General features: G+C 63.8%; 20 protein-coding genes and 1 other RNA gene. 2 read left to right on the top strand and 19 right to left on the bottom strand.

The genetic code is table 11. The features are described 5' to 3' along the window. Positions 1-122: 122 nt before the first annotated feature. From murB to mraZ, 12 genes are read right to left on the bottom strand one after another with little or no spacing between them, the layout of a single operon-like run. A complete protein-coding gene (gene murB / locus O7A70_RS25250) occupies positions 123-1,088 on the bottom strand; it encodes a UDP-N-acetylmuramate dehydrogenase (RefSeq protein WP_337142810.1) in 966 nt (321 codons plus the stop codon). Continuing rightward, positions 1,085-2,485, bottom strand: coding sequence for a UDP-N-acetylmuramate--L-alanine ligase (gene murC / locus O7A70_RS25245; RefSeq protein WP_337142809.1), 1,401 nt, complete (start codon positions 2,483-2,485; stop codon positions 1,085-1,087). The genes murB and murC overlap by 4 nt, the downstream gene beginning before the upstream one ends. Then, complete coding sequence (murG, locus tag O7A70_RS25240; protein WP_337142808.1) at positions 2,482-3,609, bottom strand: undecaprenyldiphospho-muramoylpentapeptide beta-N-acetylglucosaminyltransferase; 1,128 nt, start codon at positions 3,607-3,609, stop codon at positions 2,482-2,484. Before murG ends, murC begins: the two co-directional genes overlap by 4 nt. Position 3,610: 1 nt before the next feature. After that, positions 3,611-4,762 (bottom strand): putative lipid II flippase FtsW, encoded by a 1,152-nt coding sequence (ftsW, locus tag O7A70_RS25235; protein WP_027051103.1) that lies wholly within the window; start codon positions 4,760-4,762, stop codon positions 3,611-3,613. Then, on the bottom strand, positions 4,762-6,162 hold the full coding sequence (gene murD / locus O7A70_RS25230) for a UDP-N-acetylmuramoyl-L-alanine--D-glutamate ligase (protein WP_337142807.1): 1,401 nt from the start codon (positions 6,160-6,162) through the stop codon (positions 4,762-4,764). Before murD ends, ftsW begins: the two co-directional genes overlap by 1 nt. 8 nt (positions 6,163-6,170) lie before the next feature. Further along, a complete protein-coding gene (gene mraY, locus O7A70_RS25225) occupies positions 6,171-7,253 on the bottom strand; it encodes a phospho-N-acetylmuramoyl-pentapeptide-transferase (protein ID WP_337142806.1) in 1,083 nt (360 codons plus the stop codon). 17 nt (positions 7,254-7,270) lie between these two features. Further along, positions 7,271-8,752 carry a UDP-N-acetylmuramoylalanyl-D-glutamyl-2,6-diaminopimelate--D-alanyl-D-alanine ligase gene (locus O7A70_RS25220; RefSeq protein WP_337142805.1) on the bottom strand — a complete coding sequence of 494 codons (1,482 nt, stop codon included), beginning with the start codon at positions 8,750-8,752 and terminating at the stop codon, positions 7,271-7,273. Continuing rightward, complete coding sequence (locus O7A70_RS25215; RefSeq protein ID WP_337142804.1) at positions 8,749-10,197, bottom strand: UDP-N-acetylmuramoyl-L-alanyl-D-glutamate--2,6-diaminopimelate ligase; 1,449 nt, start codon at positions 10,195-10,197, stop codon at positions 8,749-8,751. The genes O7A70_RS25220 and O7A70_RS25215 overlap by 4 nt, the downstream gene beginning before the upstream one ends. Positions 10,198-10,251: 54 nt before the next feature. After that, positions 10,252-11,976, bottom strand: a complete 1,725-nt coding sequence (locus O7A70_RS25210) for a peptidoglycan D,D-transpeptidase FtsI family protein (protein WP_140502413.1) — start codon at positions 11,974-11,976, stop codon at positions 10,252-10,254. Next, positions 11,973-12,368, bottom strand: coding sequence for a cell division protein FtsL (gene ftsL, locus O7A70_RS25205; protein ID WP_027141642.1), 396 nt, complete (start codon positions 12,366-12,368; stop codon positions 11,973-11,975). Before ftsL ends, O7A70_RS25210 begins: the two co-directional genes overlap by 4 nt. A gap of 4 nt (positions 12,369-12,372) precedes the next feature. Then, positions 12,373-13,389 carry a 16S rRNA (cytosine(1402)-N(4))-methyltransferase RsmH gene (gene rsmH, locus O7A70_RS25200; protein ID WP_337142803.1) on the bottom strand — a complete coding sequence of 339 codons (1,017 nt, stop codon included), beginning with the start codon at positions 13,387-13,389 and terminating at the stop codon, positions 12,373-12,375. After that, a complete protein-coding gene (gene mraZ, locus O7A70_RS25195) occupies positions 13,386-13,859 on the bottom strand; it encodes a division/cell wall cluster transcriptional repressor MraZ (protein ID WP_337142802.1) in 474 nt (157 codons plus the stop codon). Before mraZ ends, rsmH begins: the two co-directional genes overlap by 4 nt. Before the next feature lie 407 nt (positions 13,860-14,266). Between mraZ and O7A70_RS25190 the strand changes: the two genes are divergently transcribed. Next, the gene (locus tag O7A70_RS25190) at positions 14,267-15,382 is read left to right on the top strand and encodes a cystathionine gamma-lyase (protein ID WP_337142801.1); all 1,116 of its coding nucleotides are present in this window, start codon (positions 14,267-14,269) and stop codon (positions 15,380-15,382) included. A 257-nt stretch (positions 15,383-15,639) separates the two neighbouring features. Here O7A70_RS25190 and O7A70_RS25185 read toward each other — a convergent pair whose 3' ends face one another. The 7 genes from O7A70_RS25185 to O7A70_RS25150 form a co-directional block, all read right to left on the bottom strand. Beyond that, positions 15,640-15,813 carry a type II toxin-antitoxin system RelE/ParE family toxin gene (locus tag O7A70_RS25185; RefSeq protein ID WP_337142800.1) on the bottom strand — a complete coding sequence of 58 codons (174 nt, stop codon included), beginning with the start codon at positions 15,811-15,813 and terminating at the stop codon, positions 15,640-15,642. Then, positions 15,810-16,085 (bottom strand): type II toxin-antitoxin system ParD family antitoxin, encoded by a 276-nt coding sequence (locus O7A70_RS25180; RefSeq protein ID WP_337142799.1) that lies wholly within the window; start codon positions 16,083-16,085, stop codon positions 15,810-15,812. Before O7A70_RS25180 ends, O7A70_RS25185 begins: the two co-directional genes overlap by 4 nt. Before the next feature lie 178 nt (positions 16,086-16,263). Next, positions 16,264-16,663: RNase P RNA component class A (gene rnpB, locus O7A70_RS25175), an RNA gene on the bottom strand. A 65-nt stretch (positions 16,664-16,728) separates the two neighbouring features. Beyond that, on the bottom strand, positions 16,729-17,448 hold the full coding sequence (locus tag O7A70_RS25170; protein ID WP_442921211.1) for a lytic transglycosylase domain-containing protein: 720 nt from the start codon (positions 17,446-17,448) through the stop codon (positions 16,729-16,731). 212 nt (positions 17,449-17,660) lie between these two features. Beyond that, positions 17,661-18,416, bottom strand: coding sequence for an N-acetylmuramoyl-L-alanine amidase (locus tag O7A70_RS25160; protein ID WP_337142798.1), 756 nt, complete (start codon positions 18,414-18,416; stop codon positions 17,661-17,663). Continuing rightward, positions 18,413-19,132, bottom strand: coding sequence for a J domain-containing protein (locus tag O7A70_RS25155; protein ID WP_140502403.1), 720 nt, complete (start codon positions 19,130-19,132; stop codon positions 18,413-18,415). The genes O7A70_RS25160 and O7A70_RS25155 overlap by 4 nt, the downstream gene beginning before the upstream one ends. A gap of 149 nt (positions 19,133-19,281) precedes the next feature. Continuing rightward, complete coding sequence (locus O7A70_RS25150; RefSeq protein ID WP_140502402.1) at positions 19,282-19,494, bottom strand: hypothetical protein; 213 nt, start codon at positions 19,492-19,494, stop codon at positions 19,282-19,284. 184 nt (positions 19,495-19,678) lie between these two features. Here O7A70_RS25150 and O7A70_RS25145 point away from each other — a divergent pair, with 184 nt between their 5' ends. Beyond that, positions 19,679-23,311 carry a hydantoinase B/oxoprolinase family protein gene (locus O7A70_RS25145; RefSeq protein WP_337142797.1) on the top strand — a complete coding sequence of 1,211 codons (3,633 nt, stop codon included), beginning with the start codon at positions 19,679-19,681 and terminating at the stop codon, positions 23,309-23,311. The last annotated feature ends 11 nt before the right edge of the window (positions 23,312-23,322 follow it).

Raw genomic sequence — 23,322 nt, 5'->3', positions numbered from 1 at the left:
TCCGAGAGATTCACTTTCTGAGAAAATGGATACGAAAACCGTGTCGCTGAGTCTTTGCAGCAACGATTTCACGGCATTTCGATCCCGTTGAAGTTCACGCATCACGTGAACTTCAAGATGCGCTAAAGGAGCTGTCCGAGGAACTCCTGCACGGCATGCCCGGAGCGGAAATCGCCGATGCGCTTGATCTCCCATTGCAACCGGATGCCGGAATGCTCGAGCACCCGCGCGCGTACCGTCTCGCCGAGATATTCGAGGTCGTAGCCGGTCGCGGTTCCGGTGTTGATCATGAAGTTGCAGTGCATCGGCGACATCTGCGCGCCGCCGATCATCAGGCCGCGGCAACCCGCCTTGTCGATTTCCTTCCAGGCCGAGGTGCCTTCGGGATTCTTGAAGGTAGAGCCGCCGGTCTTCTCGCGGATCGGCTGCACGGTCTCGCGATGGTTCTGCACCGCATCCATCGCCGTCTTGATCACCGCTTTGTCCTCTGGATAGCCCTCGAAAACAGCCGAGGTGAAGATCAGCCCGACGGGCGCCGCCGAATGGCGGTAGGCATATCCCATCTCGGCATTGCTCAGCGTCTGGACATTGCCCTTGCGGTCGAGCGCCCGCACCTCGACGACGCGCTCGCGCGTCTCGACGCCATTGGCGCCGGCATTCATCCTGAGCGCCCCGCCGATGGCGCCTGGAATGCCGTGATAGAAATGGAAGCCGCCAATGCCGGCCTCGAGCGCCACCGCCGCCACACGCTTGTCGGGCGTGGCGGCACCTGCCTTGATCCTGATCGGGGAAATGACTTCAGCCTCGCCAAAGCCCTTCGCGGAAAGCCTGACGACAAAGCCTGGAAGGCCCCCGTCGCGGACCAGAAGGTTCGAACCGACGCCGACGATCGTCAAGGGGATCTCTTCGGGAACCGCCCTGAGGAACGCCGCAAGGTCCTCCTCGTCCGCCGGCTGGAACAGCGCCTCGGCAAGGCCGCCTGCGCGGAACCAGGTGATCTTGTCCATCTCGGCATTCGGCGTGATGCGACCGCGCAGGCCGGCCAGCCGGTCGCCAAGTCTGTCGATCAGGGCCTGGCCGTTCATCATGAGGCGGCAAGCTCCTTCGGCAAGGCATAGGCCCATTGGGTGATATTGCCGGCGCCCAGGAAGACGACGAAGTCGCCGGGCTTGGCGATGTCGCGGATGACAGGCGCGATATCAGCCGGCCCTTCGATGTAGCGGGCGTCGCGATGGCCGCCGGCGCGGATGCGCGACACCAGCGCATCCGAGGTCACGCCGTCGATCGGCTCTTCGCCGGCGGTGTAGACCGGGGCGACCATCACCGTGTCGGCATCGTTGAAGCAGGCGGAGAACTCGTTGAACAGATCATGCAGCCGGGTGAAGCGGTGCGGCTGGGCGATGGCGATGACACGCCCGTTGGTGGCGCTGCGCGCCGCCTTCAGCACCGCCGAAATCTCGACCGGGTGGTGGCCGTAGTCGTCGAACACGTCGACACCATTCCAGGAACCGGTATGCGTGAAGCGGCGCTTGACGCCGGCGAAGGAAGACAGGCCCTTCTTGATCGCCTCGGCCGACAGGCCGAGTTCGTGCGCGACCGCGATCGCGGCCGTCGCGTTGGACACATTGTGGTGACCAGGCATCGGCAGGCGCAGGCCCGCTATCGTTGTCTGGCCGCGCCCCTTGCGGTCGCGGATGACCACGTCGAACTCCGAGGTCGCCCCTGCCATGCGGTGGTTGGTGAAGCGCACGTCGGCCTGTGCGTTCTCGCCATAGGTGATGATGCGCCGGTCCTCGATGCGGCCGACCAGCGCCTGCACTTCCGGGTGATCGGTGCACATCACGCCGAAGCCATAGAAAGGCACGTTCTCGACGAACTGGCGGAACGCTTCGCGCACATTGTCGAAATTGCCATAATGATCGAGATGCTCGGGATCGATGTTGGTGACGACCGCGATGTCGGCCGGCAGCTTGAGGAAGGTGCCGTCGCTTTCGTCGGCTTCGACCACCATCCACTCGCCGTCGCCCATGCGCGCATTGGTGCCATAGGCATTGATGATGCCGCCATTGATGACGGTCGGGTCGAGCCCACCGGCTTCGAGCAGCGTCGCCACCATCGAGGTCGTCGTCGTCTTGCCATGCGTGCCGCCGATGGCAACAGCCTGGCGGAAACGCATCAGCTCGGCAAGCATCTCGGCGCGGCGCACGATCGGCAACAGCTTTTCACGCGCCGCCTTCAGTTCGGGATTCGACTTCTTGATCGCGGTCGAGACGACGATGACCTCGGCGTCACCGAGATTCTCGGCCTTGTGGCCGACGAAGCATTCGATGCCCTTGTCGCGCAGCCGCTGCACATTGGCGCTGTCGGCCTGGTCGGATCCTTGCACCTTGTAGCCGAGATTGTGCAGCACCTCGGCGATGCCGCTCATGCCGATACCGCCAATGCCGATGAAATGCACGAGGCCAATGGTCTGCGGCATCTTCATGGGTGCGTTCCCTTCCTGAAATCCGATACTGTTTTGCGGGACGCAATAGCCTCTGTGAGGTCGGCGAGCAACCGTGCCGCGTCGGGCCTGCCGACCGACTTGGCCGCTGCAGCCATCGTCTCTAGCCGCTCCGGTTGGTCCATCAGGGCGCCGAGCAGTGCCGCGATACGCTCGGACGAAAGCGACGATTGCACATGCACTTCGCCGCCGCCGGCGGCAGCGAGCGCTGCCGCATTCGCTGCCTGATCGTGGTCGAGCGCGAAGGGATAGGGGACCAGCAGCGCCGGCCGGCCGATAACGGCGATCTCCGAGACAGTCGAGGCGCCGGAACGCGAGATCACCAGATGCGCCGCCGCAATGCGCGCCGCCATGTCGGTAAAAAACGGCGAGACCTCGACGGCGACGCCGAGCGCGGCATAGGCCGCCTTCACCCGCGCCACGTCGTCCGCGCGAGCTTGTTGAGTAATGACAAGGCGTCTGCGCTGTGCATCGGAAAGCAGCGCGACTGCCCCCGGCATCGCATCGGAAAAGAATTGGGCGCCCTGGCTGCCGCCGAACACCAGCAGGCGGAAAGGCTCATCCCCGGTTGAAGCCACGTAAGGTGTCCTGGCTGCTTCGAGCACAGCCGGCCTGACCGGATTGCCGGTCGTCACCGTCTTGGCGCCGGCCGCACTCTCATCCTGCGGCAGGAAGCCGCCGGCGATCGCATCGACACGGCCCGACAGCGCCCGGTTGGCGCGCCCCATCACCGCGTTCTGCTCATGGATCAGCGTCGGAACCTTGCGCCGCGTCGCCGCATAGAGCGGCGGCAAGGTCGGATAGCCGCCAAAGCCCACGACGGCCTCCGGCTTGATCCTGCCGATGATGGCGGAGGCCTGACGCACGCCGCTCCAGATTTTCCAGAAGGCGCCAAGCAGGGTGAAGGGATTTTTCGAGCCTAACGTCGCCGACTGGATCGGGTGGACGGCCGCTGCCGGGAAATGGGCGGCAAACCGCTCGGCCCGGGTGTCGGTCGCCAGATGCACCGCCCAGCCGCGCTCGATCAGTTCGTGCGCCAGCGCTTCGGCTGGAAACAGATGTCCGCCTGTTCCACCCGCCGCGAGAAGGATAACGCCTTTGGCCATGTCACTCCGCCGGCATGGCGCGCTGCGGCAGCGCAAAACCCATCTGCTTGCGCTTTTCCGGCCGCTTGCGCGTCAGCGCCAGCACCATGCCCATCGATATGGCGATGGCGATCTGCGAGGAGCCGCCATAGGAGATGAAGGGCAGCGTCATGCCCTTGGCCGGCACCAGTTGCAGGTTGACGCACATGTTGATGACGGCCTGCAGGCCGAACACGGTGACGAGACCGCCAACCGCATAGCGGGTGAAGTCGTCATGTTCCTTGAGCGCCGTGTTGAGGCCGCGCAGCACGATGAAAGCGAAGATCGACATGATGAAGAAGCACATGATCAGCCCGAATTCCTCGCCAGCGACCGAGAAGACGAAGTCGGCATGGCTGTCGGGGATGACCCGCTTGACGGTGCCTTCGCCCGGCCCGACGCCGAACCAGCCGCCATTGATCAACGCATCGCGGCCCATGTCGACCTGGAACGTGTCGCCTTCGCCGGTGAGGAACTTGTCGATGCGCAGCGCGACGTGCGGAAACACCGTATAGGCGGCGAAGACGCCGCCGACGCCGGCGGCTCCCAGCACGATAATCCAAAGCCATGGCAGTCCCGCCATGAAGAACATGATGCCCCAGGTGCCGGTGGTCAGCATGGTCTGACCAAGGTCCGGCTGCGCTACCAGCAGCGACACGACCAAGACCAGGAGCAGCATGGCGAACAGATTGCCGGGAATGTCGGGCTGGCGCTTGTGTTCGGCGAACAGCCAGGCGCACATGATGACGAAGGCCGGTTTGAGGAATTCCGAAGGCTGGATCGACAGGCCGGCGAGCGACACCCAGCGGCGCGCACCCTTCACCTCGACGCCGACATAGAGCACCGCCACCATCAGCACCAGCATGAGGCACAGCATGATCAGCGACATGCGCCGGATCTGCCTGGAATCGAGGAAGGAGACCGCCAGCATCACGCCGAGCGCAGGCACGGTGAAGATGATCTGTCGGGTGGCGAAGTGGAAACTGTCGAGGCCGATGCGTTCGGCGACCGCGGGGCTTGCCGCGAAGGACAACACGATGCCGAGCCCCATCAGCGACAGGAACGCCGCAAGGAACCAGCGATCGATGGTCCACCACCAGGTTGCGACCGGACTTTTGTCGAGACGGCTCTGCATTATCGTGCCCCTCCGATGGGTTTGACGCCATCTATAGCGCTCGCAGCTTGCCTGAAGGCTTCGCCGCGGACCTCGAAATTCTTGAACTGGTCGAAACTGGCGCATGCCGGCGACAACAGCACCACTGCCTCGCCGCTGTCGTCTTTGGCTGCGTCATGCGCGGCATGCTCGACCGCGGCGGCCAGCGTGCCCGAGATCTCATAAGGCACGGCCTCTCCGAGCGTCGCCGAAAAGGCGGGGGCGGCCTCGCCGATCAGATAGGCCTTGGCGATGCGCGGGAAGAAGCCGCGCAGCGGCTCGATGCCACCTTCCTTGGGCAAGCCGCCGGCGATCCAGTAGATCCGACTGAAGCTGGACAGCGCGGGTGCCGCGGCATCGGCATTGGTCGCCTTGGAATCGTTGACGAACAGCACATGGTCCTTGCGGCCGACCTGCTCCATGCGATGGGCGAGACCCGGGAAGCTTTCCAACCCCGACTGGATCTCGCCGAGGTCGAGCCCGACCTTGAGGCAGGCGGCGACGGCGGCCAGCGCGTTCTGCGCATTGTGCTGGCCACGCAGCGAGCCGATGCCTTCGAGGAATGCGACCCGGCTGTAGCGGCCGTGCACGGCTTCCATCATGTTGGTGCCGTCGGCGAAATAGCCGTCGGTCAGCGGCAGGCGCTTGGAAATGCGGATGACCTGCCGCCCTGCCCGCTCCAGCCGATCGGCGATCTGCGCGCACCAGGAATCGTCGATGCCGATGATCGCCGTCTCGCTGCCCGCCACCAGCCGCTCCTTGATCGAGGCGTAGTGCTGCATGGTGCCGTGGCGGTCGAGATGGTCGGGCGTCAGATTGAGCAGGATACCGGCCGTCGGATTGATCGAGGGCGCAAGGTCGATCTGGTAGGACGAGCATTCGACCACGTAGTGGCGATCGGGCTTCGGCGGATCGAGCGTCATCACCGCGCGGCCGATATTGCCGCCCATCTGCGTGTCGCGTCCGGAAGCCTTGAGAATATGTGCCGTCAGCGCGGTCGTTGTCGACTTGCCGTTGGTGCCGGTGATGGCGATGAAGGGAGCATCCGGCGAACGCTGCGTCCGCTCCCTGCAGAACAACTCGATATCGCCGATGACCTCGACGCCCGCCCCGCGCGCCAATTCCACGGTCCAGTGCGGCTTGGGATGGGTCAGCGGCACGCCGGGCGACAGCACGAAGGCGGAAACCCCAGCCCAGTCGGCGCCACGCAGATCGCCAGTGGCGATACCGGTGGCGGCCGCCTTGGCGACACTGTCGGGATTGTCGTCCCAGGCCAGCACCTCAGCGCCGCCCTCGATCAGCGCGCGCGCCGTGGCGATCCCCGAGCCGCCGAGCCCGAAGAGCGAAACACGCTTTCCTGCGAAGGATGCGGCGGGGATCAAATGGCGGCCTATCTGAGCTTGAGGGTGGAGAGGCCGACCAGCGCCAGGATGACGGCGATGATCCAGAAGCGGATCACCACCTGGCTTTCGGTCCAGCCGAGCTTTTCAAAATGATGATGGATCGGCGCCATCAGGAAAACGCGCTTGCCGGTCATCTTGAAGTAGCCGACCTGGATGATGACCGAGAGGATTTCGACCACGAACAGGCCGCCGACGATGACCAGCACGATCTCGTGCTTGGTGGCGACCGCGACCGTGCCGATCAGGCCGCCCATGGCGAGCGACCCGGTGTCGCCCATGAAGATCGCCGCAGGCGGCGCGTTGAACCAGAGGAAGCCGAGGCCGGCGCCGATGACCGCGCCAAGCACGACCGCCAGTTCACCGGTGCCGGGCACGAAATGGATCTGCAGATATTCGGCGAACACCGCGTTGCCGGAGAGATAAGCGATGACGCCGAAGGACGCCGCCGCGATCATGATTGGCACGATCGCCAGACCATCGAGGCCGTCGGTCAGGTTCACCGCATTGCCGGCGCCGACGATGACGAAGCAGGAGAACGGAACGAAGAACCAGCCGAGATTGATGATGAATTCCTTGGCGAAGGGGAAGGTCAGCGACGACGAGAACGGCGCCTGGCCATTGTGCATGATCGCCCAAGCGGCGATGCCGGCGATAATGAATTCCAACGCAAGCCGCGCCTTGCCGGAGAAACCGAGATGCGACTGCTTCGTCACCTTCAGATAATCGTCATAGAAGCCGATCGAGCCGAAGCCGAGTGTCACCAGCAGCACCACCCAGACATAGATGCTCGACAGGTTCGCCCATAAAAGCGACGAGCCGATGATGCCGGACAGGATCATCAGTCCGCCCATGGTCGGCGTGCCCGCCTTCTTGAAATGGGTCTGCGGCCCGTCGGCGCGGATCGGTTGGCCCTTGCCTTGCCTGAGCCGCAGCGAATTGATGATGGTCGGCCCGAAGATGAAGACGATCAGCGCCGAGGTGATCAGCGCGCCGCCGGTGCGGAACGTGATGTAGCGGAAGACATTGAAGACAGATACCTTGTCCGCGAAATCGACCAGCAGTGTGAACATGCGCTTTCGTCCCCCGACTAGGTCTGGTTACTGGTTGTTGTCTTGGCCGGGAATTTGCCCAGCAGCGCATCGACCAGTTTTGCAAAACCGATGCCCTTCGACGATTTGATCATCACCACGTCGCCCGGCTTCAGCGCGGCGAGCAGCACCGGCTTCAACTCCTCGACGCCGGCGCGATATTCCGTCCTGATATCGTCCGGCAGCGCTTCCGCCAGCGACCGCATTTCCGGCCCGCCGAGAAAGACTGTCCGCGTGCCCGTGCCGACGATGAGATCGGCAAGAGCGGCATGCAGCTTGGCCGAGTGGTCGCCGAGCTCCAGCATGTCGCCAAGCACGGCGATGCGCCTGCCCTCGCCCGTCATCGGCGTCGCATTGAGCAGCGCCATGGCAGCCGCCATCGAGGCCGGATTGGCGTTGTAGCTCTCGTCGATCAGCGTGATTTGGCCACCGGGCTGGTCCGAAGTCGAGCCGCCGGGCTGGCCCGAAGTCGGGCCACCGGGGTGCCGCAGCACGTGGCGCTTGCCGCGCCCGCGCTCGGCCGAGAGATCGGCCAGCGCCAATGCAACCTTGTCGAGATCGGCGCCAACCAGATGCGCGGCGCCAAGCACCGCCAGCACGTTCTGCACCATGTGCCGGCCGGGAGCTCCGATACGGGCGATCATATCGTGGCCGCTGATCCTGGCGGCGATGTCGGAATGATCGGCATGCAACTCGCACTTGACCAGCTTGAAGGTCGAGCGAGCATTCTCGCCGAAGCCATAGACATGCTCGACGCCGGCAGCCTGTGCCACCTTGTCCAGCAGCTTGAAACGCGCATCGTCACGGTTGAGCACCGCGGCACCGCCGGGCTCCAGACCCTCGAAAATCTCGGCCTTGGCCTTGGCGATCTCGTCCAGATTGCGAAAGAAGCCAAGATGCGCGGCCGCGATCATGGTGACGATGGCGACATGCGGCCGCACCATCTTCACCAGCGGCCGTATCTCGCCGGGATGGTTCATGCCGACCTCGAACACCGCATAGTCGCAGTCAGCCGGCATGCGCGCCAGGGTCAGCGGCACCCCCCAATGATTGTTGAAGGACTGCGCCGAGGCATGCACCTTGCCAACGGCCGAAAGCACGTGGCGAAGCGCCTCCTTGGTTGTGGTCTTGCCCGCGGAGCCGGTTACCGCGATGATCCTGGCTTGCGAGCGGGCGCGCGCCGCGACGCCGAGCTTTTCCAGCGCAACCAGCACATCCTCGACGACGATGATCGGCGCCGTCAGCCGGCCAAGAGACGGCAACTTGCCTTCCGCCACCACCAGCACGCCGGCGCCGGCCTTGATGGCGGCGGTGACGAAGTCATGGCCGTCCATCGCCTCGCCCTTGATGGCGAAGAAGGCCTCGCCCGGCTGCAGGCTGCGGCTGTCGATCGAAATGCCCGATATGCCCTCGGGCATGGGGCCGAGCGGCCGCCCGTCCGTGGCGGCAACCAGCGCTTCCGATGTCCACAGCAAACTCATGCGGCACGCTCCCTGAGCGCGGCGCGCACTTCCTCATGGTCGGAAAAATGCAGGGTTTCAGAGCCGATCGTCTGGCCTTCCTCATGGCCCTTGCCGGCCACGATCAGTGTGTCGCCGGCATGCAGCATGCCGACAGCCTCGTGGATTGCCTTGCGCCGGTCGCCGATCTCGATGGCACCGGGCGCGGCGGCGAGAATGGCGGCGCGGATGGTCTCGGGCACTTCGGAGCGCGGATTGTCGTCGGTGACGATGACGACATCGGCGAGCCGGGTCGCGATCTCGCCCATGATCGGTCGTTTTCCCCGGTCACGGTCGCCGCCGCAGCCGAACACGACCATCACGCGACCGGTGGTGAACGGACGCACCGAGGACAGAACATTCTCCAGCGCATCGGGCTTGTGAGCGTAATCGACATAGACCGGCGCGCCGCTCGCCGTGGTGCCGACCAGGTCTAGCCGGCCCGGCGCGCCTTTCAATTTCTCCAATGCCGCCAAGGCTTTGGCGACAGGTGTTCCTGTGGAAATGGCAAGCCCCGCCGAAACCAGCGCATTCGCTATCTGGAAATCGCCGGCGAGCGGCAGGTCGATCTCGTGGATCACACCGTCGGCCTCGACCTCGGCACGCTGGCGATGACGCTCATGCTCGACCCGCTTCAGCCTGAGGAAATCGCCATGGCGGCCGACCGTCAGCACGTCGAGCCCAGCGGCCCGCGCCGCCTTTATCGTCGGTTCCGACCACGGATCGTCGGCGAAGACGACGGCCGGTGCGCCCTTCGGCAGCAGCGTGTCGAACAGGCGCAATTTGGCGCGATGATAATCCTCGATCGTCGAATGGTAATCCATGTGGTCGCGGCCGAGATTGGTGAAGCCGCCAGCCGAGAGCTTCACCCCATCGAGGCGGCGCTGGTCGAGCCCGTGGCTGGAGGCCTCCATCGAGGCGTGGGTAACGCCGGCATCGGCCAATTCCCTCAGCAACTGGTGCAGGGCGATCGGATCGGGTGTCGTCAGCGAACCATATTCGTTGCGGCCGGGCGCAACCACGCCGGTGGTGCCGATCGAGGCGGCTGCGTATCCCGCCTGCTCCCATATCTGCCTGGTGAAGGCGGCGACCGACGTCTTGCCGCTGGTACCGGTCACGGCGACCATGGTTTGCGGCTGTCTGCCGAAGTAGCGGGCGGCACTCAACGCCAGTGCCAGGCGCGGATCATCGACAGCCAGCACCGGAACCGGCAAATCGGCAAGGGCGCTGCCCGCAACGATCGCGGCAGCGCCACGCCGGGCCGCGTCGGCGGCGTAGCTGGCGCCATCGGCCCTGGTGCCGGCAAGCGCGAAAAAGAGGACGCCCGGTTTTACCTGGCGGGAATCCGACGAGATGCCGGAAACCTCCAGATCGGCGGAAGCTGTTCCTTCGACTGGCAGGATACCGGCTAGATCTTTGAGCTTCATCGAGTCCCGTTCACCGCAACAAAATAGCGCGCAGTTGCCGGCGCGCCCCAAGAATCACTGATAGGAAACCAGCGTTGCACCATTTTCATGGCTGAAATCTGGCTTCACGCCAAGCATGGCCGCTGCACGCCTGATGATATTGCCTGCCATTACCCCTGCATTGTTGGCCGCGACGTCGGTCATCCCGGGCTTTTCCGGATGCGGGGCGTCGGCGATCGTGAACACCAGATATTGCGGATCGTCCATCGGGAAGGCGGCGACAAAGGTGTTGAAATTCAACTCCTTCGAGTAACGGCCATTGATGACCTTCTCGGCCGTTCCGGTCTTGCCGCCGACGCGGTAGCCGGGAACCCGGGCGTTTCTGGCCGAACCCTTCTCGGCGTTGAGCGAATAGAGGTAGCGCATGCCCTCGACAGTTTTTTCGGCAACCACTTTCTTGGCCGCCGCCATCGCATCCTCCTGGCTGCGGACCAGGAATGTCGGCTGCATCAGGAATCCGCCATTGACCAGCGCCGCGCAGCCGACAGCCGCTTGCAGCGGCGTCGTCGACACGCCATGACCGAAGGCTATGGTGAACGAATTGACCTGCTTCCAGACCTTCGGCTCGGTCGGGCGGGCGACTTCGGGCAGTTCGGTCTGCATCTTCTCCAGAATGCCGAGGCGATGCAGGAATTCGCGATGCGCCTCGATGCCGACCAGCTCGGCCTCCCTGGCCGACCCGATATTGGAGGAATAGAGGAACACCTCCGGCAACGACAGCACGCGGTTCTTGCCGTGGAAATCGTGAATGGCCTGGTGGCCGACCCGGATTGGATGCGAAGCGTCGAAGCGGCTCGACATCGTCGCCTTGCCGGAATCGAGCGCCATGGCCGAGGTGAAGCTCTTGAACGTCGAGCCCATCTCATAGAGCCCCGCCGACATCCGGTTGAGCCGGTCCTTGTCCTGCGCATTGTAGGGATTGTTCGGATCGAAATCCGGCACCGAGGCCATGGCGACCACTTCGCCGGTCTTGACGTTGAGCACGACGGCGCCCGCCCCCATGGCGCGGTAGCGTTCCAGGCCGGCGGCGATCTCGTCGCGCACCACATGCTGAACGCGCAGATCAATCGAAAGCTTGACCGGCCTGAGATCCTTCGCCACCGCCAGGCCAGACGCCTGCAGGTCGCTCAGGCCCTGCTCATCGATATATTTCTCCATGCCGGAGATGCCCTGGTTGTCGATGTTGGTCAGGCCGACAATGTAGGACGAGGTTTCGCCGCTCGGATAAAAACGGCGCTTTTCGGTGCGGAAGCCAAAACCGGGAATGCCGAGCTGCATGATGTCGGCCTGCTGCTTGGGCGTCAGCTGCCGCTGCAGCCAGACGAAGCCGGCGCCGCTCTTCAGCTTGTGATAGGTCTGCTCGTAGTCGATTTCGGGCAGCACCGTCGACAGCTTCTCGATCGCCTCGTCGGCATCGACGATGCGGCGCGGCTCGGCGAACAGCGACGCTGTCTTGATGTCGGTGGCCAGCACTTCGCCGTTGCGATCGACAATGTCGGGACGTGACGCGGTCACCCGGCTTTGCGGACCGCCCGACAGGTCGGGTGTCTGGAAACCGAGATAGACCAGCCGCCCGGATATAGTCGAGAAAATGCCGAAGAATACCGCCATCGTCATCACGATGCGCGCCTTGCCCTTGCCGCCGGTCGCCTTGCGGGCGCCTTCGACCACGATCGACCCGTCCTCGCCCGTCCTGGCGCGGCCTACCGTGGCGAAGCGTTTCAGCAGTTTGCCGATCATTGGGCGATGTCTCCGGTCACGACGGGATCCTTGTCGCCCAAGGGCGCCTTGTCGGAATTGTCGGCCATGGCGCCCTGGCGCCCGTTCAGGATGTCCTGGATGTCGAGGGCCTTGGCCGGCAGGTCGCCCAGGCCCACGATCTGCCGGGCACTGACCGGCTCCAAAGCGAGCTGCGATTTGTAGAGCTCGGCGAGCTTCTGCAGCCGCGACGGCTGGGTGAGCAGGCTCCAGTCGGCCTTGAGAAGGTCGATCGTGTCCTCCTCGTAACGTATCTCGGCATGGATCTTCTGCACGGCCGCCAACTGGTCCTCGGCCTCGCGCTTTGCCTTGTAGGTCAGGGCGGCGGCCGAAACCATGACGGCGATCAGGATGATATCGCTGGTACGAAACACGTGCTTACCTCTCCCCCGGCTGGCCGATGCCAGGAAGTTTTGGAAGGCCGAAGATCGAGAAATCGCCGCTGCGCGCCGGAGCCTCGGTGCGGATCGCGGCACGCAGTCTGGCTGAGCGGGCGCGCGGGTTGGCCGCAACCTCGGCGTCGCCTGCCGTCACGCCGCCACCGGCCTTGCGGAAAGTCGCGGTGCGCGCCTGCGCCTCCGGCATGTGGCGCGAGCCGGTCATGGCGTCGGCCCGATCGGCGATGAAACGCTTGACGATGCGGTCTTCCAGCGAATGGAAGGTCACCACGACAAGGCGGCCGCCAGGCTTCAGCGCGCGTTCGGCCGCGAACAGTGCCTTGGCCAATTCACCGAGCTCGTCATTGACGAAGATGCGCAGCGCTTGGAAGACGCGCGTCGCCGGATGGATCTTGTCCTTCGGCGCGCGGCCGATATGCGTCTCGATCGCGTCGGCGAGTTCCAGCGTGCGCTCGAACGGGCGTTTTTCCCGGCGCGCCTCGATCATGCGGGCGATACGGCCGGCGTGACGCTCCTCGCCGAGGAAGCCGAAGATGCGGGCAAGGTCGCCCGGCTTGAAACTGTTGACGACATCGGCGGCGCTCAGTCCCGCCTGCGCCATGCGCATGTCGAGCGGTCCGTCGTTGCGGAAGGAAAAGCCGCGCTCGGCCTGATCGAGCTGCATCGAGGAGACGCCGATGTCGAGCACGACGCCATCGGCGCTTTCGACGTGCTCGTCGAGCGTCGAGAACGGCGCCTGCACGAGCCGCAGCCGGCCCCCGGACCGCGCCTCGAGGTCGCGGCCGGCCGCGATGGCATCCGGATCGCGGTCGATGGCAACGACGGACGCGCCGGCCGCAAGGATGGCCTTGGTGTAGCCGCCGGCGCCGAACGTACCGTCGATGATGATGTCGCCCTCTGCCGGCGCCAGCGCTTCCAGCACTTCGCCAAGGAGGACCGGAATGTGGCGGACCGATCCGCCAACGGCGTTGATATCATCGCCGTGGCCCACCGTCATTCCGGTCGCTCCCCAGCCTTGGCCTCGTGAGCCTTCGTCCCCTGCCGAAGCTGCAAAAGCCTGGCCCGCGCCTGCGCCCCATAGGTCGCAAGCCGTCCCGGCTCCCATATCTGAAAGAAATTGCCGCGCCCGACAAAGGCCACCTCCGCCGAGATGCCGGCATGCTCGCGAATGAAATCGGTCATGGTGATGCGGCCGTCCTGGTCGAGTTTCAGGAATGCGCCGTCGCCATGGCAGAAGAACGACATGTCGTCCGCAGCCTGCAGGAACGGGTCTTCCCGCGCGATGCGCTGCTCGTACCGGTCGAGCAGATCGAGCCCGCCGACATCCATCGCCGGCAGGTCCAGGCAGCGCAGCGCATAGAGTTCCGAATAGCCGCGCTTCTGCACCACGGCACGAAAATGCGCGGGAACGGACACCCGCCCCTTCGCATCGATCCTGCTCACCGTGTTCGACAGAAACCGGTCCATCACACGTTGCGGCCGCTTGCGCCGCCGCACCCCTCTTCATCGTGTCGCACGCGCCACCGCCGCGCATTGCCTGCCCCGCACCCACCTCGTCCACCCGGGCGAAAACCGGCAAACGCGCAGCCGCCGCGGCTGCCCGATTGGCGTACGCTCTACCCTGACGCGGAACGAAGGCTTTGATGTCTGGATGGGATATCATGGGGCACTATGGGCGTCAACGGGAATAGGCTGCTCAAACACGCGCATCATGCCGACGAGAAAGGCTTTGACAGCACGTCTCGTCTTTATGGTCTATTAAGCCTAACGAACCGTTTAGAGCCTGCCTGGCCCAACTTGAGGCGCCTTGCCGCGAGCCGCCGCCGGGCATAGCGTCTCGTCCATCTCACCGATCGCCAAGGGATTTGAAATCGATGTCTGAAACTGCGAAGTCGCGCGCTGCGGCCCTTCCCCATTTGCGTAGCGGCGGGTTTGCCATGGGCGATTCCATTCCCCTGCCCCTGACCATGGCCGCCATCTTCCATGCTCCGGGCGATGCCACCGGCTTCAACCAGTACGGCCGCTTCAGCAACCCGACCTGGGATGCCGTCGAACACATGTTGTCCCATTTGGAAGACGCGCCTTGCGTCGGTTTTCCGTCGGGGATGGCGGCGATCTCGGCGGCATTCTTTGCCGTGCTCAAGGCCGGCGACCATATCCTGCTGCCTTCGGACGGCTATCACACCACCAGGGCGCTGGCCGATCGTTTCCTGAAGCCGCTCGGCGTCACCCACGATGTCAGGCCTACATCGACCTTCCTCGACGGCGGTTTCGATGGCTATCGCCTGGCCTTCGTCGAAACGCCAGCCAATCCGGGGCTGGACATCTGCGATATCGCCGCTGTCGCCGAAGCGGTTCACAAGGCCGGCGCGCTGCTGGTGGTCGACAACACGACGATGACGCCCTTCGGCCAGCGCCCTCTCGATCACGGCGCCGATATCGTTGTCGCCGCCGACACCAAGGCGCCCAATGGCCATTCCGACGTGCTGTTCGGCCATGTCGCCAGCCGCAATGCGGATATCATCGCCGCGGTGACCGGCTGGCGCGAGGTCTCGGGCAGCATCCCCGGGCCGTTCGAAGCCTGGCTGGTGCATCGGGGCCTGGAAACACTCGATGTGCGCTTTGACCGCATGTGCTCATCGGCGGAAGTGATCGCGCGGCGCCTGCAGGGGCATCCGGCGATAAGCGGCCTGCGCTATCCCGGACTGGAAGGCGATCCCTCGCACAACCTTGCCCGCGCCCAGATGGAGCGCTTCGGCTTCCTCATCTCCTTCGAACTCGCTTCAGAGCAGAAAGCCGAGGATTTCATCAACAATTGCAGTCTGATGCAGGCCGCGACCTCTTTCGGTGGCGTCCACACCTCGGCCGAGCGGCGTTTGAAGCGAGGCGACGCGGTTCCGGCCGGCTTCGTTCGCTTGTCGGTAGGCTGTGAGCCCGTGGAAGAACTCTGGAAGGCGATCGAGGCCTCGCTGGCCAGGATCAGCGGCTGACAAATCGACAAGCGGTTCAGCGTTGATGGAATCGCCGAACCGCTCTAACTCTTTGTTTTTACGCATTCCGCAAGGGAAAGCGCTACGCGCTTTTCCCGGGAAAACTGCTACCACTTTCCTGGAATTGCTCTACGAGCCGAGGTCATCGGCTTCGATGTTGCGACGACCATGCAGCATGCGAAGAATTTCGATCGCATCACCGCCGACCCGGTACAAGGTGAGATATTCGCCGACAATCAGATGGCGGATACCCGGCGCTATGTCGTCGCGGGCGCACCTGAAAAGGGATAAGTCGACAATTGCTGCCATCTTGCCGCGAAACGATCAAGCAACCGTTCGGCTGCTGCCTGGTTGTTGCGCGCAATATGAAGCCAGATCGCAACCAAATCCTCTTCTGCACGAGCGTTGCGGTTGATAGGCAGCAACTTCATGCCGCATCGTCAGATCGCAGACGCCTGCGGGCCTCCGCCTTGATTTCCTCCATCGAGGCAAACCGCCCAGGCCCGCTGTCGATCCCCTCCTGCACCAGCTTGCGCAGTTCCTCGACCGTGTAGCCCATCAGGTCGCGACGGTCCTTCCATTGCCTCAATGCATCGCGGATCACCTCGCTCGCCGAGGCGTATTCTCCAGCCGCGACCACGTCGTCGACCGCCTGCGCCAGTTCCGGCGAAAGCGTGATGCTGCGTTTGTCGACCTGACCCATGATAGGCTCCCGGTAATAAGCCGTGATGGTACGATTTAATCGCACCAGTTTCAAGAAAGTCGGCGGAAATCTCTGTCTTGTGGCGATGCAAAGCAGCGCCACGCCCTTGGATAAGAAGCTGCACCCATGGGTGCAACCTTCTGATATGAAAGACTTATCCTAGATATCGCGGAGAGAAACTGCCAGCTGGCCTGTAAGCCGGGTTTTGTATGGCCCTCGCCCCTTGCGAGGCGAGAACGTGGCGGCCATTCATCTTGGGCGCATGTTGCCATGCGCCTCACGCAACCTACCCGGACGGTGAGCCGGAAACAGCCCTCGAGGGTTTCCCCTCGCACCGCCCCTATTCGGTCTTGCTCCCGGTGGGGTTTACCGTGCCGCTCCTGTTGCCAGTCGCGCGGTGGGCTCTTACCCCACCCTTTCACCCTTACCCCGACAAAGTCGTGGCGGTTTGCTTTCTGTGGCACTTTCCCTGGGGTCGCCCCCGCCGGCCATTAACCGGCACCGTGTCTCCATGGAGCCCGGACTTTCCTCACCCGCGGCCTTTCGGCGTTTGCGGGTGCGGCCGCCCGGCCAGCTGGCAGGGCGTATAAAGGGGTTCACACCACAAAACGCAACCGAAAAAGCCGGTCGTGACCGGTTCTTGTCAAGCCGGCGCGCCGACAGCCGCCAACTGAACCTTGACCTTGCTGCAGTAAGCCGCCGAAACCGGGTTCATCCGGGTGGCGCCATGGCCGGCATTGTATTTCAGGATCGTGCCGCAGGTCGTGCCACCGCCGAGGTCGCGCGCCATGGCGAGGTACTTCATGCCGTATTTGATGTTGGTGTCGGGATCGAACAGGCCTTTGGCCGACCCGCTGTAACCCATCATGCGCGCGGTTGCCGGCTTGATCTGCATCAGGCCGATCTCGCCGGCGCCGCCGACCATGTTCGGCCGGTAGTTGCTTTCGATCTGGATCACGGCGTTGGCCAGCGACGCCGGAACGCCGTAGCTAGCCGCGTAGCGGGCGACAATTGCGGAATACTGGCCGCCGCTCGTCACTGCCGCGGTCGCCGCAGCGACGTTGCTGAGACCGATCGATGCCGTCCTCGTCATGTCCACGGTTTTGCGACCGCGCTTTGTCTGCCTCTTTGCAGAGGATTTCCTTGCCTTGGTCCAGCTTGCCTTTTCCACTTTCGCGGCAGCCTGCTTCGTCGTCGCCCTAGCACTCTTGCTGCTTTTGGCCGAAATGGCCTTGCCTTTGGCGGGTGCCGCGACGAAGCCCTGGTCGGCCCGCGGGCTGAACGGCGCGGCGTCGGCCGCACTGAAGGCAAAACTCATTACGCCGGCAGCAAGAGCTGCCGTTAAAACCGTCAATTTCTGCATGTGATCCTGTTCTGTTGGGACCGCGCGAAGATCTTCGCGTGGCATCGCTTGATCAATATCGGAACACCCGGGGGGCTGAACGTCCGACAAACTGTACGAAAAGCCCTTTGAAGCCCGATTTGGCGCCAATAAAGGCGGGGCAAGTCACTTTAAGTGACAGATTGTAACTTTAGAGCCAGGGAGGATTACTTGTATCAGGAATTGACCCAGGGTCAATTCCTGACGGAAGCAAGCAGCTTCTGCAGTGTGCGCATCGTCGAGCCGTCGGCAACTCCGTCGATCCGGCGCGGCCGGAAATGCCGTTGGAAGGCCTCGACCACGACCCGTGTCCGATCGTCGAAAACGCCCGATATCTCGACACCATAGCCATAGAGCGACAACATCGACTGCAGTGTCTCGACATCGGCACTGCGGTCGCCGGGCTTCAGCGCGGCTCCGCGCCTGACGGGAGCGGCTGGCACGAGATGGCCGACCCCGGCCTTGAACATCGCGGCCCATGGAAACTTCTCGCCGGGATCAATCTTGCGGCCTGGCGCCACATCGGAGTGCGCCAGCACCCGCTCGGCGGCGATCGCGTGCCGCGCGGCAATCCCCTTGCACAGCTCGATGACCGCCGTGATCTGACGTTTCGGAAAGCCGGGATAGCCCAGTGAATGGCCCGGATTGACGATTTCAATGCCGACCGAGCAGGAATTGATGTCGGTGCGTCCGAACCAGGAACTCTGGCCGGCGTGCCAGGCGCGGTCGCTTTCCCGGACCATCTGCACGATGTGGCCATTCTCATGGACGAGATAATGCGACGAGACTTCACTCGCCGGGTCGCACAGCCAGGCTTCGGCCCCGGTACCACTCGCCATACCGGTATAGTGCAGCACGATCATGTCGGGCTTCTGCGCGTCGCGCCTTGGCCCGAAATTCGGCGATACCCTGACCTCGGCGCTCGGCTCGTCGGGCAGGAAGCCGGTCATGCGTGCCGCAGGCCCCGCTCGATCATCTCATAGGCGGCGTTGATCGCCGCGACCCTGGTCGTCGCGATCTTGATGAATTCCTGCGGCAGCCCGCGCGCGATCAACCGGTCTGGATGGTTGTCCGACACCAGCTTGCGATAGCGTTTCCTGACCTCCTCGAACGGCTTGCCGCGCTCGATGCCGAGCACGACATAGGGGTCGCCGGCGCCAAGATTGACGTGGCGCGCCAAGATCGATTCGTAATGCGTCTCATCGATGCGGAAGATCTCGGCGATACGGTGCAGGAAGATGCCTTCGCGCTCATGCACCAGCCCATCGGCCTTGGCGATGTGGAACAGGCCGTCAAGTATGTCTTCCAGCATCACGCAATTGGAGTGCCCGGAGCCGCAGAGCTGCGCCATACGCTCGGCATAGGTTTCGAAACCGGCCACGTCCCGCTGGGCGAGATCGAACAGCCGCGCAACGTTGCGCGTCTCCTTCGGCGGCACTTCGAAGATTTCCTGGAAGGCGCGTACCTCATCCTGGGTGACGATGCCGTCCGCCTTGGCCATCTTGGCCGAAAGCGCGATCATCGCCACCGAGAAGGCGACGCGGCGGCGCAAGTCGGCGTCGCCGGAAAAAACCGTGCGTACAGCCTCGACCACATCGGCGACGCCAGAGGTGGTTGAAGACGAAACCCGCGTGATGAAGTCGCCGAGGCGGTCCCAAATCGACATGGCCCGCTTCATAGAGCCAACCGATCCCCGCTATCAAGTCAATAACAGCCATCTGTCGGGTCTGTGAACGAGAGGCGCATTGCTGGTGCCTATACGAGAAAGGCCGGCGTAGAGCCGGCCTTCCTCCCAAGGCACTTACTGCTTACAAACTACTGCGCGGGCGCAGGAGCAGGCGTTGCCGGAGCCGGCTCGGCAGGCTTGGTCGAATTGTCAGCCGGAGCCGCGGGCTTCATCGGCTGCTCGGCAGGCGGCGGATTGGTGCTCTGCGTTGTGGTGTTGTCGGTGCCTGTGCCGCTGTCGCTGCAGGCCGCGACGCCCAGCAGGGCAAGGGCGGACAGGGAAGCAAGAACGAGCTTTTTCATAACATCTCTCCTTCGACACACGTTCACGTTGCGGTGAACGGTCGAGACACAAATGCCCGAGATGGCCATGGGTTTCGTAACGTTGCGTTTCCACCTGTAACATCAATGGCATGCAAGCGTTATTGCTGCCGGCGCTTCGGCGCTTTAACAACGACACCGGAATCGAAATACCGGAGACAGCCGCATGACCGCGAAATGGGATTTCTGGATCGATCGCGGCGGCACCTTCACCGATATTATCGGCCGTGACCCGCAAGGCGGGCTGCATCCGCGCAAGCTGCTGTCTGAGAATCCCGAAGCCTATGCCGATGCCGCCATTCAGGGCATTCGCGACCTGCTCGGCCTTGACACGGTCGCCGCGATCCCGTCCGGCCTGATCGGCGACATCAAGATGGGAACCACGGTGGCCACCAACGCCCTTCTGGAGCGCAAGGGCGACCGCGTCTTGTTGCTCATCACCAAGGGGTTTCGCGATGCGCTCAGGATCGCCTACCAGGCGCGACCCGACATTTTCGCCAAGGAGATCATCCTTCCCGAGCAACTCTACGAGCGCGTCATCGAGATCGACGAGCGCGTGCTCGCCGACGGCTGCGTCGAACGGCTGCTCGACATATCGGCTTGCCGGCCGGCCATTGAACAAGCGAAAGCCGATGGCATCGATGCCGTTGCCATCGTCTTCATGCATGCCTGGAAATATCCCGATCACGAGAAGGCGGTGGCCAAGGTCTGCCGCAAGCTTGGTTTCGGCCAGGTCTCGGTCAGCCACGAGGTCTCGCCGCTGATCAAACTGGTCGGCCGCGGCGACACCGCGGTGGTGGATGCTTATCTGTCACCCATCCTCTCACGCTACGTACAACGGGTGGCGGGAGAACTGGGTGCGGCGGGAGAAAACGACGAATCCCCTCGCCTCATGTTCATGATGTCTTCTGGCGGCCTCACCGCCGCCGACATGTTCCAGGGCAAGGACGCGCTGCTGTCGGGCCCGGCCGGCGGCGTGGTCGGCATGGTCGAGACGGCGAAGCTCGCCGGTTTCGACAAGGTTATCGGCTTCGACATGGGCGGCACGTCCACGGACGTCGCCCACTATGACGGCGAGTACGAGCGTGCCTTCGACACCGAGGTCGCCGGCGTGCGTGTCCGCGCGCCGATGATGCGCATCCACACCGTCGCCGCCGGCGGCGGCTCGATCCTGCACTACGAGGCCGGCCGCTTCCGCGTCGGACCGGACTCCGCTGGCGCCAATCCCGGCCCCGCCGCCTACCGGCGCGGCGGCCCGCTGGCCGTCACCGACGCCAACGTCATGTTGGGCAAGCTGCGGCCCGATTTCTTCCCATCGATCTTCGGCCCTGGCCAGGACGCGCCGCTCGACGCGGAAACCGTGCGCGCGAAATTCACGGCTCTTGCCGCCGGGATCGGTGACGGCCGCTCGCCGGAAGCGGTCGCCGAAGGCTTCGTCACCATCGCGGTCGAGAACATGGCCAATGCGATCAAGAAGATTTCGGTGCAGCGCGGCTACGACGTCACCGAATATCTCCTGAACTGTTTCGGCGGCGCCGGCGGACAGCACGCCTGCCTGGTCGCCGACGCGCTCGGTATGGAGGCGGTGCTGATCCATCCCTTCTCCGGCCTGCTTTCGGCCTACGGTATCGGCCTGGCCTCGGTCTTTGCCTCGCGCCAGCAGGCGCTGCTGAAGCCTCTCGCCGAGGAATCCAGAACAGAAATCGGCGGCCTCATCGCCACCTTGAAAAAGGCAGTGATCGCGGAGTTGGCGGCGCAAGGCATCGCCGAGGGCTCGGTTTCCACCAGGCCCGTACTGCACATTCGCTATGACGGCACCGACACGGCACTGCCGGTGAATTTCGAGGCAGACTCGATCTTCCAGGCCAGGCGCGATTTCGAAATCGCCCACAAGGCACAATTCGGCTTCGTCTATGACGACAAGCCAATGATTGTCGAGACCGTCGGTGTCGAAGGCACCGAAACCGGCCAGACCAGCGCCGAGGCCTATGCGCCTGCCGGACCTGCAACTGTCAAGTCAGCCACTTCCGAGATCAGGCGCATCTACACGGAAGGCCGGTGGCATGAAGCTGGCATCTACCGTCGCGAGACCCTCGGACCGTCCAATCTGGTCGCCGGCCCCGCCTTGATCATCGAGCCGAACCAGACCATCGTCGTCGAGCCGGGCTGGCAAGCCGAAATCACCAACCTCAATCACGTCGTCATACGCCGTACGGAAAAGAAAGCGCGCGCCGCTGCCCTTGGCACTAAAGCCGATCCGGTGATGCTCGAAGTCTTCAACAATCTCTTCATGTCCATCGCGGAGCAAATGGGCGTGACGCTGCAGAACACCGCCTACTCCGTCAACATCAAGGAAAGGCTCGATTTTTCCTGCGCCGTCTTCGACCACACCGGGGCGCTGGTCGCCAATGCGCCGCACATGCCGGTGCATCTCGGCTCCATGGACCGTTCGGTCGAAACCATCATCCGGCTGAACTCCGGCGACATTCATCCCGGCGACGTCTTTGCCTTGAACGCCCCCTATAATGGCGGCACGCATCTGCCCGACATCACGGTGGTGACGCCGGTCTTCGACGATGCCCGGAAAAGCATCCTCTTCTGGGCGGCCTCGCGCGGGCACCATGCCGACATTGGCGGCACCGCGCCGGGCTCGATGACGCCGCTCGCCACCACGGTCGACGAGGAAGGCGTGCTGTTCGACAATTTCCGCATCGTCGACCGCGGAAAATTCCGCGAAAAGGAGCTGCACACGCTGCTCACCGACCATCGTTATCCAGCCCGCAACCCGCACCAGAACATTGCCGATCTGAAGGCGCAAATCGCCGCCAACGAGAAAGGCGTGGCGGAACTTCGCAAAATGGTGGGGCATTTCGGCCTCGACGTCGTCGAAGCCTATATGGGCCATGTGCAGGACAACGCGGCCGAGAGCGTTCGCCGTGTGCTGGAGCGGCTGCCGGACACGTCGGAGTATGAATATCCGACCGACACCGGCCAGGTCATCAAGGTGAAGATCACCGTCGACCGGCAAAAGCGCGAGGCGACCGTCGACTTCACCGGCACATCGCCTGTCATGAAGAACAACTTCAATGCGCCCGAGCCGGTCGCCCGTGCCGCCGTGCTCTACGCCTTCCGCGTCATGGTCGAGGACATGATCCCGATGAATGCCGGCTGCCTCAGGCCGATCAATATCGTCATTCCCGACGGCTGCATGCTCAAGCCCACCTACCCTGCCGCCGTCGTCGCCGGCAATGTCGAGACTTCCCAGCATGTCACCAACGCGCTGTTCGGCGCCATGGGCGCGATGGCCAACGCGCAGGGAACGATGAACAACCTGACCTTCGGCAACAAGAAGTATCAGTATTACGAGACGATCTGCTCCGGCTCGCCGGCCGGCCATATGAACTCCGGCCGCGGCTTTGCCGGTACCTCCGGCGTCCACACCCACATGACCAATTCGCGCCTCACCGATCCGGAGGTGCTGGAGCTGCGCTTCCCGGTGGTGCTGGAGGATTTTCACATCCGCCAGGGATCCGGCGGCAAGGGCAAATGGAACGCCGGCGACGGCACCAAACGCACCATTCGCTTCCTCGAGAAGATGGAATGCGCGATCCTGTCCTCGCACCGCAACCGCCCGCCGCAAGGGCTGGACGGCGGCGGCGACGGCGAGGCCGGCTCGACCAAGGTGCGCCGCAACGACGGCACGGTCGACGTGCTGAAGGCTTGCGATCAGACCGTGCTCGACGCCGGTGAGGCCGTCATCGTGACCACGCCGACGCCAGGCGGGTTCGGTAGGCTGTAAAGAAGGCGTCA

The sequence above is a fragment of the Mesorhizobium sp. Cs1299R1N1 genome (assembly GCF_037179655.1).
In the GTDB taxonomy this organism is placed as follows: domain Bacteria; phylum Pseudomonadota; class Alphaproteobacteria; order Rhizobiales; family Rhizobiaceae; genus Mesorhizobium; species Mesorhizobium salmacidum.
This window is presented reverse-complemented; position numbering and strand designations above follow the sequence as displayed.

Excerpts from the sequence above, each read along its gene's own strand:
- O7A70_RS25150 (WP_140502402.1), bottom strand. The coding sequence starts at position 19,494 with ATGAAAAAGCTCGTTCTTGCTTCCCTGTCCGCCCTTGCCCTGCTGGGC.
- O7A70_RS25190 (WP_337142801.1), top strand. The coding sequence starts at position 14,267 with ATGTCTGAAACTGCGAAGTCGCGCGCTGCGGCCCTTCCCCATTTGCGT.
- mraZ (WP_337142802.1), bottom strand. The coding sequence starts at position 13,859 with ATGGACCGGTTTCTGTCGAACACGGTGAGCAGGATCGATGCGAAGGGG.
- O7A70_RS25180 (WP_337142799.1), bottom strand. The coding sequence starts at position 16,085 with ATGGGTCAGGTCGACAAACGCAGCATCACGCTTTCGCCGGAACTGGCG.
- murB (WP_337142810.1), bottom strand. The coding sequence starts at position 1,088 with ATGATGAACGGCCAGGCCCTGATCGACAGACTTGGCGACCGGCTGGCC.
- O7A70_RS25155 (WP_140502403.1), bottom strand. The coding sequence starts at position 19,132 with ATGTCGATTTGGGACCGCCTCGGCGACTTCATCACGCGGGTTTCGTCT.
- O7A70_RS25220 (WP_337142805.1), bottom strand. The coding sequence starts at position 8,752 with ATGAGTTTGCTGTGGACATCGGAAGCGCTGGTTGCCGCCACGGACGGG.
- O7A70_RS25160 (WP_337142798.1), bottom strand. The coding sequence starts at position 18,416 with ATGACCGGCTTCCTGCCCGACGAGCCGAGCGCCGAGGTCAGGGTATCG.
- ftsW (WP_027051103.1), bottom strand. The coding sequence starts at position 4,762 with ATGCAGAGCCGTCTCGACAAAAGTCCGGTCGCAACCTGGTGGTGGACC.
- murC (WP_337142809.1), bottom strand. The coding sequence starts at position 2,485 with ATGAAGATGCCGCAGACCATTGGCCTCGTGCATTTCATCGGCATTGGC.
- rsmH (WP_337142803.1), bottom strand. The coding sequence starts at position 13,389 with ATGACGGTGGGCCACGGCGATGATATCAACGCCGTTGGCGGATCGGTC.
- O7A70_RS25210 (WP_140502413.1), bottom strand. The coding sequence starts at position 11,976 with ATGATCGGCAAACTGCTGAAACGCTTCGCCACGGTAGGCCGCGCCAGG.
- O7A70_RS25170 (WP_442921211.1), bottom strand. The coding sequence starts at position 17,448 with ATGCAGAAATTGACGGTTTTAACGGCAGCTCTTGCTGCCGGCGTAATG.
- O7A70_RS25145 (WP_337142797.1), top strand. The coding sequence starts at position 19,679 with ATGACCGCGAAATGGGATTTCTGGATCGATCGCGGCGGCACCTTCACC.
- O7A70_RS25215 (WP_337142804.1), bottom strand. The coding sequence starts at position 10,197 with ATGAAGCTCAAAGATCTAGCCGGTATCCTGCCAGTCGAAGGAACAGCT.
- murG (WP_337142808.1), bottom strand. The coding sequence starts at position 3,609 with ATGGCCAAAGGCGTTATCCTTCTCGCGGCGGGTGGAACAGGCGGACAT.
- mraY (WP_337142806.1), bottom strand. The coding sequence starts at position 7,253 with ATGTTCACACTGCTGGTCGATTTCGCGGACAAGGTATCTGTCTTCAAT.
- O7A70_RS25185 (WP_337142800.1), bottom strand. The coding sequence starts at position 15,813 with ATGAAGTTGCTGCCTATCAACCGCAACGCTCGTGCAGAAGAGGATTTG.